This is a genomic window from Labrys sp. HAY1-8F (genome assembly GCF_056754975.1).
On sequence record NZ_JBPGWZ010000002.1, the window covers coordinates 2,809,789 to 2,823,060 of the forward strand.

Sequence of the window (13,272 nt, forward strand, 5' to 3'; positions counted from 1 at the left end):
ATTGGAGCTTCAGTTTGCCGTTTTATCGATCCACTTTCAACGGTGATGCAGATGCGCCAATCCTCCGCTCCTTTTCTCTTTGCCGGTACCATGCTGGCCGCCGCCGGCTACGGTGCCACCTTCCTGCTTGCCTCTTATTACCGGGCACAGGGCGGCGGCGACATCGAAACCGGCCTGACCCTAGGGGCAGCCATGGTCGGCACCTTTGTTGGCGTTCCGCTTGTCGGCTGGCTGTCCGGCCGCTTCGACGCCGCCCGCATGGGCGTGATCGCCTGTTGTGCCGTCGCTTCCGGCTTTCTACTGCTGGCCTCTACAACGAATGCCGGTTTCAAACTTGGCATGGCTTCGGGATTTCTCATCGGGCTGGGCTGGGGCATGTTCTACATCTCGGCGCCCATGGCCCTCTCAGAGCGCATCACCGACGCCGACCGAGCCTTCTGGTTCACGCGCTTCGGCGCCTTCCAGATGGTAGGCATCGGCGGCGGGCCCTTCCTTCTCAATCTCGCCGTCCATCAGGCCGGCCTTTCCATCGAGACGGCGTTCCTGCTGGTCGGCCTGGCCTGCCTGGCGGCATCGGCGCTGCTTTGGATTTTCGGCAGCCTCGCTCCCGGCGGGCCACGCATCCAGGCTCTGCGCCCTTGGCTCACCGACATCGTCGTCATCGGCCGGAGCTCTTCGATACGTCCGATCATCATGGTGGCGCTCGGCGCTTGCGTCTTCTCCGGCATCTTGACCTTCCAGTCCACGCTGGTTGAGGGCACCACGGCGAGCGCGGCCACCTTCTTCGCCGTTTACGCCCTCACGGTCGTCGCCGCACGGCTGCTGCTCGCCCGCACCTTGGCGAAGCTGCCGCAGGCCGCGCTTGCAACCGGCCTGCTTGCCGCCATGGCACTGGGGGTCGTGGCGATGTGGTGCGTCGCCCTCCATCCCGCATTTCAGATCCTCGCCGCAATCCTGACGGGTATCGGCTATGGTCTGGTCTATTCGGTCATCCAGACCTGGGCAGTCAACGATACGCCGCAAGGCCTGCGCCACGCGGCGCTTACCTGGTTCGTCCTCAGCTATTTCATCGGCGTCTTCGGCTTTCCCGTCATCGGTGGCTGGGTGCTGGTCAATTTCGGCAAGAGCACCTTTCTGGTCATCCTGCTGGTCGCTGCGCTCGCCGAACTGCTGATCGCGGTCAATATCGGCTTCGCCCGCAGGCGTTCTGCAGCCCTCGTCGTCCCCGGCGCAGGCCGGACTTCCGGGTCCTGACAGCCTTATCGCCATCTGGACAAGGCCACCTTGCACGACGGCCCCCTCTTCTCGCCGCTTCCCCGGTGGCAGAACGCCTCGGAAGCGTGATTTCCGCAACTACGCCCGCTTCACCCGAAGCGGGCTCTTTCTTTCCAGCGCCTTCAGGTACAGGCGAGGCTGCCTAGCCAACCATGCCTCCGCTCGAGGCCCGGATGACGAGCTCCGTGCCGAAGACGATGCGCGAGGGCTCGACCACTTCGCGCTTGAGCAACCGGATCAGCATGCGCGCCGCCGCCTCCCCCTGCTCGATCGCCGGGTTGCGGATGGTGGTGAGGGCAGGCCTGGTATAGGCCGCGATCGGCAGGTCGTCGAAACCAATGACGGCAATGTCTTCGGGCACCCGCAGGCCGGCCGCTTCGATCGCGGCCATTATGCCGAGCGCGATCGTATCGTTGCCGGCGAGTACGGCAGTGGGCCGTCGATGGGCTCGTGCCAGGAGTGCCTGCATGGCGGTGAAGCCGCTTTCGGCGCTGTGATGAGCAAAGCCGACCAGATCCGGATCAGGCTGAATGCCATGGCTGACGAGGCTGTCCTGATAGGCAGCCAGGCGCCGGTCCGTGGCGATGTTGCCCATCGCCGAGAAGCCGATATGGCCAATGCGCCGGTGCCCGAGCCCGACGAGATGATCAACGGCGCTCTGGATCGCCCGGCGGTTGGAGAAGTTCACCGCATGCTCGCGCGGGTGGCCGACGGAGCCGAGCAGCACCAGGGGATAGCCATCCTCGATCAGGCCGTGCAGGGCCTGATCGTTGCTGGCGGGGTTGAGCACGATCATGCCGTCGATGCGGCGGCTGCGCACCAGATCGGTGTAGACATTGGGCGCGCCACCTTTTTCGACGACCTCCAGCAACACGCCGTAGCCGTGATCGCGATTGACGCGGGTAATGCCATAGAGGAGTTGGGGCACGAAGCCGTCGACATTGAGGAGCGCCGGATCGGTAGCGACCAGGCCGATGGTCTCGGTATCGCCGCGCACCAGCATGCGGGCGGCCGAATTCGGCCGATAGCCCAGTTCCGCGGCGGCTTGCAGGACGCGTTCGCGCGTCTGGGTGCTGATCGAAACGGCAGTGGAGCCGTTCAGAACCATGGAAACGGTGGCACGGGACACGCCTGCGCGTTCCGCGACGTCATGGCTCGTCACCTTCATCCGCTCCATCCATCCTCCCAGAGCGTTTTGCGATTTGGTTCAATCCCTTCAAATCACAAAACGCATCGAACCAAAGAACGAGAGCAAAGAAGCGTTCAATCATGAACGCACCTCGCTCTGGCCCTGGAACGAGCAACAGCCGGCCGCTCATGCCCGAGCAGCGAACCCTGCATCGCCGAGCCGGTGACGGACTGTCAAGCCGCCTCAGACCTGTCTTGACACGATTTCGATCCTCTGCATTAATCATACTAACACGTGTTAGTAAACAAATAACACGTGTCACTTAACAAACCAAACAATCGACCGGCCTGGGGAGGCAACACCTTTGGTATCGATCGGCGAGTCTGGATCACTGGCCAAGAGACGTCCCGCCTGGAGCGCAAAAAGCCAGCGCTGGCGCGAGAATCTGACGGGCTGGCTCTTCATCGCTCCCGCCCTCATCGGCTTCACGGTGTTCTACCTGCTGCCGACGCTGCGGGCGATCGAGATCAGCCTGACCGACTGGAACCTGATGCGGGCCCCGAAATTCGTCGGGCTCGACAATTATGTCCGGCTGATGGGCGATCCCCGCTTCTGGCAGTCGATCAAGATCACCTGCCTCTATGTCCTCTACAACATTCCGGTTCAGACCGTGCTCGGCCTGGCTCTGGCCGTGCTGATGGACAGGCTGTCGAAATCCGTGGCGTTGCGGGCTGTGGTGGTGGCGCCCTATCTCCTCTCCAACGTGGTCGCCGCCCTGATCTTCCTGTGGCTGCTCGATCCGATCCTCGGCATCACCAACGCCTTTCTCGGCCTGATCGGCATACCCCGGCAGCCTTTCCTGACCACGCCCGAGCTGTCGCTGGTCTCGGTGGCGGCGATCAATGTCTGGCGCCACACCGGCATGACCGCGATCCTGTTCTATGCCGGGCTGCAGGCCATTCCGCGCTCGCTCTACGAGGCAGCCAGGATCGACGGCGCCAGCGAATGGCACATGTTCCGGCATATCACCCTGCCGCTGCTGCGCCCTGTCCTGGTCTTCATCGTGGTCACCAGCGTGATCGGCTCGTTCCAGGTTTTCGACACCATCGCCGTGGCCACGAGGGGCGGGCCGGTCAATTCGACCAGCACCATCATCTGGTACATCTATGAGAGCGCCTTCCGCTTCTCCAAGATGGGCTATGCCTCGGCCATGTCCGTGCTGCTCTTCCTGGTGCTCGTCGGCGTCACCCTCATCCAGATGCGGGTGATGCGCGCCGGCAGTTCGGATCTGGAGTAGGCGCCATGGCCATCGTCGCCCCACGCCGGAACCTCGGACGCGCCTTTGCCTGGCTGGTGCTCTGGCTCTTCGTCATCGGCTCGCTCTTCCCGCTCTGGATCGCCCTCAAGACGGCCTTCACGCCGTTGCCGAACCTCTATGACAGCGCCGGTTCGCTGCTGCCCGACAGCGTCACGACCACCAACTTCACCCGCATCTTCGGCCTCAGCCCGGAACAGGGAGGCTTCGTCGCCCGGATCAGTTTCGGGCCTGCCCTTGTGAACAGCCTCGTCTTCACGGCGATCTGCGTCGCCGGCCAGATCTTGTTTTCCTCGCTGGCGGCCTATGCCTTCGCCAGGCTGCGCTTCTTCGGGCGGGACGTGATCTTCTACCTCTTCATCTCCGCCACCATGGTGCCGGCGATCGTACTGTTCATCCCGAATTTCGTGCTGATCAAGGAACTCGGCTGGCTGAACACCATGACCGGGATGGTGGCGCCCTTCGTCTTGATGACACCCTTCGCCGTGTTCTTCCTGCGCCAGTTCTTCCTGTCGACGCCATCGGAACTGGAGGACGCCGCCCGTCTCGACGGCGCCTCGCCGCTTCGCATCTTCTGGAGCGTGGTGCTGCCTGTTCATCGCGGCGCCATCGCCACGCTCGCCATCCTGCTCGCCATCAACAGCTGGAACGAGTTTCTCTGGCCCTATCTGATCGGGCGCGATGAAAGCTCGCGCGTGCTGTCGGTCGCCCTCACCAATTTCCTGCAGCAGCAGCCGAACGGCAATCCGGACTGGACCGGCCTGATGGCCGCGACTTTCCTGTCGATCCTGCCGGTCATCGCGCTGCTCGTCATTCTCGGCCGACGGGTGGTCGAGTCCCTGCAATTCAGCGGCCTGAAATAACCTGAAACAACCAAGCCAAGCACATCCGGGAGGAAGCCTTGAAGACCATCTCGAAAGCTCTCGCGTCACGACTGCGTTCTTGGTGCCATGCGCACAGCCGGCCCGGCGACCGTCCGAAGACTCCCAGGCGCGGGTCTCGCCGCCTGCAACTCGGCCTCGGCGCGCTTCTGCTGGCGGGAAGTGCCGTCCCGGCCCGGGCCGCAACCGAGATCAGCTATTGGCTGTGGGACAACAACCAGCTCGCGCCCTACCAGGCTTGCGCGGACGCCTTCCAGAAAGAGCACCCCGATATCAAGGTGAAGCTCACCCAGCTCGCCTGGAACGACTATTGGACGACGCTCTCAACCGGCTTCGTCTCCGGCACGGCGCCGGATGTCTTCACCAACCATCTCAGCCGCTATCCTGAATTCGTCGCCAACAGCCAGGTGATGGAGATCACCGACTTCATCAAGCGCGACAAGGTCCCGACCGACATCTACTACAAGGGCCTGCTCGACCTGTGGTCGAAGGAGGGCCACATCTATGGCCTGCCCAAGGACTGGGACACGGTCGCCGTCGTCTACAACAAGGATATGCTCGACAAGGCCGGTGTCAGCGTCGGGGAGCTCAACGAGGCTACCTGGAATCCGAAGGACGGCGGCAGCTTCGAAAAGATCCTGGCCCGGCTCTCCGTCGATGCCGGCGGCAATGACGGCCTCTCGGCCAAGTTCGACCCGAAATCCGTCAAGCAATATGGCATCGTCTTTCCTGAGATCGACGGCTATGGCCAGTCGGCCTGGGCGCATTTCGCCGCTTCCAACGGCTTCAAATTCGTCGACGGCCTATGGGCCACGTCCTACCACTACGATGCGCCGGAACTGGCTGCCTCCATCAGCTGGCAGCGCGATCTCGGCCTGAAGAAGGGCTTCGCCATCCCGCAAAAGGATGTCGGCAACAATGCCTCGGCCCTGTTCGTCGCCGGCAAGGCCGCGCTCACGCCGCAGGGCTCCTGGATGATCAGCTTCTTCGGCAACAACGCCAAGTTCAAGCTCGGCTATGCCCTGCTGCCCAAGGGGCCCATGGGCCGCAAGACCATGTTCAACGGCCTGGCCGACGGCATCTGGACCGGCACCAAGCATCCCGAGGAAAGCTGGCAATGGGTGAAGTTCCTGGCCTCGCCCCGTTGCGCCCGCATCGTCGGCGCCTCCGGCGTGGTTTTCCCGGCGATCGAGGAAGCGGCCAAGCTGTCCCAGCAGGCTTCCACCGCCAAGGGCTGGGACGTCTCCGCCTTCCTCAAGGAAGCCACTCCCGACCAGACCTTCTATTTTCCGATCACCGACCATTCCTCCGAAATCAATTCGCTCATGAAGGCCGCCTTCGAGCAGATCTTCCTCAACGAAGTCGATGCGGCGAAGGTCCTCAAGGAAGCCAATGATGCCGTGAACGCCCTGTTCTGACCACCCTCCTCCCCCTGTCGGCGGCGGTCGCCGTCGCCGACCTTTTCTTCTCGATCAGGAGCTCCTGATGCCCTCCCCCAAGATCACCTTCATCGGTGCCGGCAGCACCGTTTTCGCCAAGAACCTGATGGGTGACATCCTCTCCTTCCCGGAACTCGCCGGGGCGCATATCTGCCTCTATGACATCGATGCCGAGCGCCTGGCCGTCTCCGAGCGCGTCGGCCGGCGCATCGTCGAGACCCTCAAGGTCCCCGCCCGCATCGAGGCCACCACCGACCGCTCGCGGGCCCTCGACGGGGCCGACTATGCCATCACCATGATCCAGGTTGCCGGCTACAAGCCCGGCACGGTGACCGACTTCGCGGTGCCCAAGAAATACGGCCTGCGCCAGACCATCGCCGACACACTCGGCATCGGCGGCATCATGCGGGCCCTGCGCACCATTCCGGTGCTGCTCGACTATGCCCGCGACATGGAAAGGCTGTGCCCGAACGTCTTCCATCTGCAATATGCCAATCCGATGGCGATGAACGTCATGGCCCTGAACCGGTCGAGCAAGATCCGCAGCGTCGGGCTCTGCCACAGCGTGCAGGGCACGGCAGCCGAGATCGCCGAGGATATCGGCGTGCCACTCGAGGAGATCAACTACACCTGCGCCGGCATCAACCACATGGCGTTCTATCTGAAGTTCGAGCGCAATGACGAGGATCTCTATCCGCTGATCCGCAAGGTGGTCGAGGAAGGGCGCGTGCCCGAATGGAACCGGGTGCGCTACGACATGTTCCTGCGGCTCGGCTATTTCGTCACCGAATCCAGCGAGCATTTTTGCGAATATGTTCCCTGGTATATCAAGACGGGGCAGGAAAAGCTGGTCGAGCGCTACAACATCCCGCTCGACGAATACATCACCCGCTCGGAGAACCAGATCCAGAAATGGAGCGAGCTCTCCAGGCAATTGCAGGACGCCTCCGTCCCGCTCGAGGTCGATCGCAGCGTCGAATATGGCTCGACCATCATCCATGCCATGGAGACGGGCAGGCCCGCCGTGGTCTATGGCAATGTCGAAAATCGCGGCCTGATCACCAATCTGCCGGCCGATTGCGCGGTGGAAGTACCCTGCCTGGTCGACAGGAACGGGTTGCAGCCCGTTCGCATCGGCAAGCTGCCGCCCCAGCTCGCCGCGCTGATGCAGACCAACATCAACGTCCAGAACCTCACGGTCGAGGCCCTGCTGACCGGCAATCGCGACCATGTCTACCATGCCGCAATGCTCGACCCGCACACCGCCGCCGAACTCAACCTCGACGAGATCTGGGCTCTGGTCGACGAACTCATGGCAGCCCATGGCGACTGGATCCCGCAAAATCTGCGCGAGACGACCGCCCACACTGCCTCGCAGTTGCGGGTGGCGTGAGCAGGTGGGAGCGGCCACAGGGGGCGGATGTGGCATCCTCGAATGGCCGTCTCGGAAAGCACTGCGCCGCCCCTCGCACCTGCAGCGCGAGTGCGAACCTCTCCCAGCAACGACGCTGGGGCATATGCACGTCGCTGCCAGGCCGATTGGAGCGCGCTAATCCCTCCCCGGTTTCGGGGAGGGTGGGCGAGCGAAGCGAGGTCGGGTGGGGGAGAGTGACACAAATCCAACCACCATCGGCGCGGCAGCGCCACCCTCCCCCATCCGTCGCTGCTGCACAGCGACACCTTCCCCGAAGTCGGGGAAGGATTCCCGCGCTTTATCTGGAGAGCATGAGATGTGTAGGTCCGCACTCGCTCTGCAAGAGCGAGGGGGCGGGCTACGCGACCGTGAGGCAATCTTCAGCAATGCCATTGAAGCTGCTAGACTCCATCATGCGCTCCGCGCCGCGCCGGCGCTGAGATCGGCCCAGTCGAACTCCTCCTCCAGCACATAATAGGCATCGTCGCCGATCGCCCCCTCGCGGCGCAGTTCGCCCGCCTTGAGCCGGGCGGCGGCGATCGCCCGCCGCCTGAGCGGATTGCCGGGCAGATCACCGATCTCGCCCTGCAACGGACTGGTCTCGCTCAGTTCCACCACCGCGCCATATTCCTTGCACAGCAGCCGGGCATGCTTGGATTCGTCGTCCTTGATCGCCTCGATGGCGGCACGATAGGCCTCGGTGCGAGCCCATTTCACCTCCTGGCCGACGGGATCGCCGTCGCGCAGCTTCATCCAGCGGATCAGCGGCTTGAGCGTGAGGCCCTGCAGGACGAGCGTGCCGAACACCACACAGAAGGCGGTGAACAGGATGAGGTCGCGATAGGGAAACGGCGTGCCGTCGGCCAGATGCTCCGGCAGGGCGAAGGCGGCGGCGAGGGTGACGATGCCACGCATGCCGGCCCAGGAGATGACGATGCCGCCCCGCGCCGTCGGCCGTGCCATCGGCCGGGGTGGATGGAAGCCCCAGCGGGAAATCTTGAAGCGGATCGCGGTGTTGTAGGTCATCACCCACAGGAAGCGCACCACGATGACCGTGACCAGCACCGCCAGGGCCACGGCGCAATATTGGAAGCGCAGCCCCATGTCGAGCCGCTCCCAGATCGGGCGCAACTGCAGGCCGATCAGCACGAAGGCGAAGGCGTTCAGCATGAACACCACCGTCTCCCATACCGCATAGACGGGTACGCGCAGGCGCGCCGGCATGGGTGCGTCACGCCGGCGGGCGATGGTCATGGCATAGCAGACGATGGTGAGGATGCCTGATAGCCCCACTGCCTCCGCCAGGATCCAGACCCCGAAGGTCGTGGCAAACTGCACGATGACGGCGGTCGGCGCATCGTCGAAGCGCCCGATCACATAGGGAAAGGCCAGCCCCAAGGCGATGCCCGCCGCGACCGAACCGAACACCGTGATGAAGAAGGCCGGGCCGAGGCTGCCGAGAGTGATGCCACCCGAAACCATGGCAATCACGGCGAGACGGTAGATCAAGAGGGCGCTGGCATCGTTGAGCAGGCTCTCGCCCTCGAGGATCTTGGTCAGGCGATGCGGCAGCTTGACCTGCCGGACGATCGCCGTGGCGGCGGCCGCATCCGGCGGCGCCACGATGGCACCGAGCGCGATCGCCGCGGCCCAGGGCATACCCGGCACCAGCCAGCGCGCGATCAGGGCGACGGCGACGGTGGTCACGCCGACGGCGACGATCACCAGGTTGGCGACCGGGACCCAATTGTCGCGCAGGTCCCGCAGCGAGGTGTCATAGGCGGCATCCAGCAGCACCGGCGCCACGAACAGGGTCAGCGCAAGATGCGGATCCAGCGTCCATTCCGGACTGTTGGGCACGAAGGCGAGGCAGGCTCCCCCGATGGCGAGGAAGGTCGGATAGGGCGCACCGAGGCGCCGGGCGAGGGTCGACAGCAGGGCGGCGCCCAGCAACAGCAGAATGATCCACTCGAAGGTTTCCATCGCCACCTCGACATCGTCTCCTGGTTGCATCCGGCAGTTTGCGCATAGCGTCAAGAGGTGGGCCTGCATCCGCCTGTGGCTGGGCAGAAAGTTCCGCTCCAATCGGACCAGTCCATCGCTTTTCTTGTCACGGATGGGGGCTTGCCCCTAGGGTAGTGCCATTCTTGCGAGCTGGCCTGAAAGGACAGGATGGCGACGATAGGAGAACGATCGTTTCCAAATAGCGGACACCTCGGAGCGCTCATCCGTCACGCCGCCCGCGCCGGCTTGATTCTGTTGGCCCTGATCGCGCTGCCGGCCGGACTGGCCGCGCAGGAGGCTGTCGACCGCATCGGCCTGCCCGGCCCGCTCGCCTTCGACGGCACGGAATACCGGCTCGCCTGGAGCGCCCAGCCCAATCCGTCCTATTACAAGCAGGAATATCTGCCGGCCGACGAGACCGTGGCCGAATACACCAAGATGGTGCTGGTGGAACTGCTGGCCGGCGGCACGGATGTCGCCGGCGCCGCCAAGGCGCAGGTCGATTCGCTCAACCAGCGCAAAGGCGGGGATCCGCTCGTGCAGATGGCCCTCATCCGCAATGCGCCGACGGGCGAGATCCTGCTGGACTTCCTGGTCAGCCAGAAGAACCCCTGGGGCGAGTTCACGGTGGAGTGGAACGCCTATCGCTATGCGCCGCGCGGCGACGGCGTCATGCTGTTTGCGATCAGCCGCCGCGCTTATGGCAACGAGGCCGCCAAGGCCTTCCTGGGGCGGCTGAAGACCGGGCGCCCCGCCGACATCGCCAAGTTGGCCCGCTACGAACTGCCCCCATTGCGGCTCCAGGGCGATTCGCAGCAGGCCGGCTCCCCTTCCCCGCCGAGCTATGGCCGCAAATAGAGCCAGCCCTCGCCCTGGAGTTCGGCCAGCAGGACGACGCCGCCCTTCTCCGCCACCGCAAAGCCGGGCAGGAGGTCGGCAAGGCTGAGTTTCATGCCTTCCAGCGTGTGCCGGCAGGCGTGGAAGGCGACGCCGTCCTGCATGAGCCGGCCGAAACGCGCCTTGAAATCCTGGTTGCCGCCATCCGCCCGGAAGGCTCGCAGGGCCGGGCCATGCACCACCACGGCCAGTTTCACGCCGTCGGGACCGCCCATGCCGTCGATATGATTGCGCAGATTGCCGAGCACGAAACCGGCCTTCTCCAGATCGGCAAGGTGATAGGCGATGCGCGGCACCGGCTTGGCCTCGGCGGCGAAGGCAGCATCCGCCCCCGCGACGAGAATGGCCGGGCCGCTTGCCAACATGGCCCTCACGGCGGTTCTACGATCCATGTGAGGCTCTCCAAGAGCGTTTTCCAGAAAAGGAGCGTTTTCCAGAAAATCGATAGGCCTTACGACCAATAAAGCGCTTTAAAACAAAGAGTTAGGGCACAATACGGTTAGCTTCGATCCGCTTCACTGGCCGCGGCGCAGCATTGCCTTCTCGTCCTCGTCCCCGACCAGGGACAGGCAGTCGGTCAGCGCGGTGCGGTCGAGCCGGAACAGCTTGTCGTCCGCGCCGAAGCGCTTGCGCTCATCGCTGTCCTCGCTGTCGCTGCCGGCCTTCCAGATGCGCGCGCCGTCGGGGATGGCGACCAGGACGGATTTTTCATTTTTGAGCCGCACGTCGATGGCTCCGCCGTCGCAATCGACGCTGCAATGAGCGATCGTCGCCTTGGCCGCAGGCGCAGCGGAAGAGCCGATAGCACCGCAGCCCCCGAACGTCTCGAAATGCGTGCCGGCCTTGCGGAAGGTCACGCCCAGCCCGAGCGTATAACCGGGATCGGCACCCTCTTCCGCCGATCCGGTGACCAGCAGTGTCATGGTGCGCACATTCTGCTGGGGATGGCTGCCCAGATGCGGCGCATCATAGGCGCGCCGATAGCAGGCATGGATCCTGTCCTTGTCGATGGTCCGGCCGAAGACCTGGCGCTGGAAGGCCTCGTCGGGTGCCGAACCAGCCGCCAGGGCTGTTGACGCCGTGCCGGCCATCAGGATGAGGACGGCCTCCGCCAACACAACACGCATCAGGAAATGACGTCTCATGCGGCCCTCCAGAGGCGATGCGCAGCTCGGAACACCCTACGCCGTTGCGAGCGCGTTGTCCGTGCGCTCGCGCATTGCCATGCCAGATTACGAAGATCTTCTTCGATAGCAGCCGCTATCAGCCGTTGATCGGAAAGCGCACTACCCGGCTCGGTTCGTCCTCCCCTGTGCCGGGATCATCAGGCACCGGATGCGACGGCACCACCGGCATGGGCGGCGGCGGGCGGCGCGGCGGCGGCTTCAACGGCTCGGGCTTGGATGGTTCGGGCGACAGGACCTCGATCTTGGCTGGCTCAACCTTGATGGGCTCGACCTTGGCTGGCTCGACCGATATCGGCGGCGCGGCAGCGGCCGGTTCCACGGGCTTCTCGACCGCGGGCGGCGGCGTCTCGACCGGCCTGACATGCGCCTCGACCAGCCTGGGCTGCTCGGGTTCGTCCACATCGGCCAGGACGTCATCGGCATAGGACACCACCGGCGCGCCAAGGCGCTCGACCGGCGTCTTCCACTCGAACGCATCGATCCGGCCGGTGACGGGTGAGACCGGCAGCCAGACGTCGGATACCATGCCGTCGGCGGTCCAGACCGGATCGCGCGGCGCCCGCACGGCACGCGACAGCCATTCGCGGACCTTGCCGGTGGCGCCGTGCTCGGCCTCTTCGATATCGGCCATCAAGAGGCAGACACGCTCGGTAGCGCCCGATGCCAGCAGCGGCGACAGCGCCGAGCGGGCGACCGCGAAATCGCGGGCTGAGAGAGCGGCGCGGGCCAGCGCAATCGCCGCCTCCGGATTGCCGGCCATCTGGGCGGCGAGCGTCTGGACGCGGGCATAACGGTCACGGGCGGAATCGCCGAGCCGGACATTGGTATAGGCTTCGGCGATGTCGGGATGCGGCTGCAGGCGCCAGGTCGTCTCCAGCACCTTGGAAGCCTTGCGGATATCGTTGCCCTCCGAGAGCAGCTTGGCCGCCAGCACCGCCGCGGGCACCAGGCCCGGGGCAAGCTTGAGCGCTTCGAGCACGCTGGCCTTGGCGCCCGCGCGATCGCGCTCCGCCTGCTCGATCGCCTGGGCGGTCAGCAGCACGGCACGATGGCGCTTGGCCGTCTCCTTGTCGATAAGACGATGATTGGCGTTGCGCGCCAAAGTCGAGAGCGCGCCGCTCCAATCCTTCTCGATCGACTGGAATTCGAGCAAGGCTGTGCCGGCCCAGGGCAGGGTCGGCGAGGTCTTCACCGCTTCGGCGGCGAGTTGGCGGGCAGCGTGAGCATCGCCACGTCGCCGCGCCTCGACGAAGAGGCCGCGCAGGCCGAGGGGCTTGGTCTCGGCCTCCGAAAGCATGGCGCGGAAGGCGGCCTCGGCGCCGGCGCGGTCCCCCGAAAGCTGCGAGGCTTGCGCCCGCAGGAGCAGGGCCAGCGGCTCCGAACCAAGGATGCGCTCGGCATCAACAGCCTGGCGCTGGGCACGGCGGACATCGCCCGAACCGACGGCGATCATGCCCTGCGTCACCGCATTGAAGCCCCTGGAGCGGCGGCGGGTGCGGAAATAGCCGGCGACATTGGCAGGCGAACGCAACAGCCAGCGCAGGAAGCCGATAACAGCCATCAGCACGCCAACGAGCACCAGCACGGCGACGGCGGCCCAGACCAGCTTCACCTTATAGGTTGTCAGCCCAACGGTCAGGGAGACATCGCCCGGCCGGCTAGCGAGCAAATAAAGCCCGTAAGCCGCGAGAGCGAGAACGAGGACAGTGACAAGAGCCCGGATCATCGACG

Annotated in this window: 11 protein-coding genes; 6 read left to right on the forward strand and 5 right to left on the reverse strand. The window is 64.7% G+C overall.

Annotated features, from left to right (window positions below):
- Positions 1-51: 51 nt before the first annotated feature.
- On the forward strand, positions 52-1,254 hold the full coding sequence (locus ACR9ZN_RS22070) for an MFS transporter (RefSeq protein WP_441770982.1): 1,203 nt from the start codon (positions 52-54) through the stop codon (positions 1,252-1,254).
- 163 nt (positions 1,255-1,417) lie between these two features.
- Here ACR9ZN_RS22070 and ACR9ZN_RS22075 read toward each other — a convergent pair whose 3' ends face one another.
- Positions 1,418-2,443, reverse strand: coding sequence for a LacI family DNA-binding transcriptional regulator (locus ACR9ZN_RS22075; RefSeq protein WP_441770981.1), 1,026 nt, complete (start codon positions 2,441-2,443; stop codon positions 1,418-1,420).
- A gap of 325 nt (positions 2,444-2,768) precedes the next feature.
- Here ACR9ZN_RS22075 and ACR9ZN_RS22080 point away from each other — a divergent pair, with 325 nt between their 5' ends.
- The 4 genes from ACR9ZN_RS22080 (at position 2,769) to melA (ending at position 7,432) form a co-directional block, all read left to right on the forward strand.
- Positions 2,769-3,701: a carbohydrate ABC transporter permease gene (locus ACR9ZN_RS22080; protein ID WP_481273177.1), complete on the forward strand. Its 933-nt coding sequence runs from the start codon at positions 2,769-2,771 to the stop codon at positions 3,699-3,701.
- A gap of 5 nt (positions 3,702-3,706) precedes the next feature.
- Positions 3,707-4,582 (forward strand): carbohydrate ABC transporter permease, encoded by an 876-nt coding sequence (locus tag ACR9ZN_RS22085; RefSeq protein WP_434958579.1) that lies wholly within the window; start codon positions 3,707-3,709, stop codon positions 4,580-4,582.
- Between the two features lie 38 nt (positions 4,583-4,620).
- The gene (locus ACR9ZN_RS22090; RefSeq protein ID WP_481273178.1) at positions 4,621-6,018 is read left to right on the forward strand and encodes an ABC transporter substrate-binding protein; all 1,398 of its coding nucleotides are present in this window, start codon (positions 4,621-4,623) and stop codon (positions 6,016-6,018) included.
- 64 nt (positions 6,019-6,082) lie between these two features.
- Positions 6,083-7,432, forward strand: coding sequence for an alpha-galactosidase (melA, locus tag ACR9ZN_RS22095; protein ID WP_481274382.1), 1,350 nt, complete (start codon positions 6,083-6,085; stop codon positions 7,430-7,432).
- A gap of 432 nt (positions 7,433-7,864) precedes the next feature.
- Here melA and ACR9ZN_RS22100 read toward each other — a convergent pair whose 3' ends face one another.
- Positions 7,865-9,436 carry a Na+/H+ antiporter gene (locus ACR9ZN_RS22100; protein WP_434959723.1) on the reverse strand — a complete coding sequence of 524 codons (1,572 nt, stop codon included), beginning with the start codon at positions 9,434-9,436 and terminating at the stop codon, positions 7,865-7,867.
- A gap of 276 nt (positions 9,437-9,712) precedes the next feature.
- Between ACR9ZN_RS22100 and ACR9ZN_RS22105 the strand changes: the two genes are divergently transcribed.
- Positions 9,713-10,315, forward strand: coding sequence for a hypothetical protein (locus ACR9ZN_RS22105; RefSeq protein WP_434958582.1), 603 nt, complete (start codon positions 9,713-9,715; stop codon positions 10,313-10,315).
- Here ACR9ZN_RS22105 and ACR9ZN_RS22110 read toward each other — a convergent pair.
- From ACR9ZN_RS22110 to ACR9ZN_RS22120, 3 genes are all read right to left on the reverse strand, one after another.
- Positions 10,300-10,746 carry a DsrE family protein gene (locus tag ACR9ZN_RS22110; RefSeq protein WP_434958583.1) on the reverse strand — a complete coding sequence of 149 codons (447 nt, stop codon included), beginning with the start codon at positions 10,744-10,746 and terminating at the stop codon, positions 10,300-10,302. The two genes, ACR9ZN_RS22105 and ACR9ZN_RS22110, sit on opposite strands and share 16 nt — an antisense overlap.
- Positions 10,747-10,869: 123 nt before the next feature.
- Positions 10,870-11,499, reverse strand: a complete 630-nt coding sequence (locus ACR9ZN_RS22115; protein WP_441770976.1) for a hypothetical protein — start codon at positions 11,497-11,499, stop codon at positions 10,870-10,872.
- A gap of 118 nt (positions 11,500-11,617) precedes the next feature.
- On the reverse strand, positions 11,618-13,267 hold the full coding sequence (locus tag ACR9ZN_RS22120; RefSeq protein WP_481273179.1) for a heme biosynthesis HemY N-terminal domain-containing protein: 1,650 nt from the start codon (positions 13,265-13,267) through the stop codon (positions 11,618-11,620).
- Positions 13,268-13,272 lie beyond the last annotated feature (5 nt).

Excerpts from the sequence above, each read along its gene's own strand:
- ACR9ZN_RS22120 (WP_481273179.1), bottom strand. The coding sequence starts at position 13,267 with ATGATCCGGGCTCTTGTCACTGTCCTCGTTCTCGCTCTCGCGGCTTAC.
- ACR9ZN_RS22070 (WP_441770982.1), top strand. The coding sequence starts at position 52 with ATGCGCCAATCCTCCGCTCCTTTTCTCTTTGCCGGTACCATGCTGGCC.
- ACR9ZN_RS22075 (WP_441770981.1), bottom strand. The coding sequence starts at position 2,443 with ATGAAGGTGACGAGCCATGACGTCGCGGAACGCGCAGGCGTGTCCCGT.
- ACR9ZN_RS22110 (WP_434958583.1), bottom strand. The coding sequence starts at position 10,746 with ATGGATCGTAGAACCGCCGTGAGGGCCATGTTGGCAAGCGGCCCGGCC.
- ACR9ZN_RS22085 (WP_434958579.1), top strand. The coding sequence starts at position 3,707 with ATGGCCATCGTCGCCCCACGCCGGAACCTCGGACGCGCCTTTGCCTGG.
- ACR9ZN_RS22115 (WP_441770976.1), bottom strand. The coding sequence starts at position 11,499 with ATGAGACGTCATTTCCTGATGCGTGTTGTGTTGGCGGAGGCCGTCCTC.
- ACR9ZN_RS22100 (WP_434959723.1), bottom strand. The coding sequence starts at position 9,436 with ATGGAAACCTTCGAGTGGATCATTCTGCTGTTGCTGGGCGCCGCCCTG.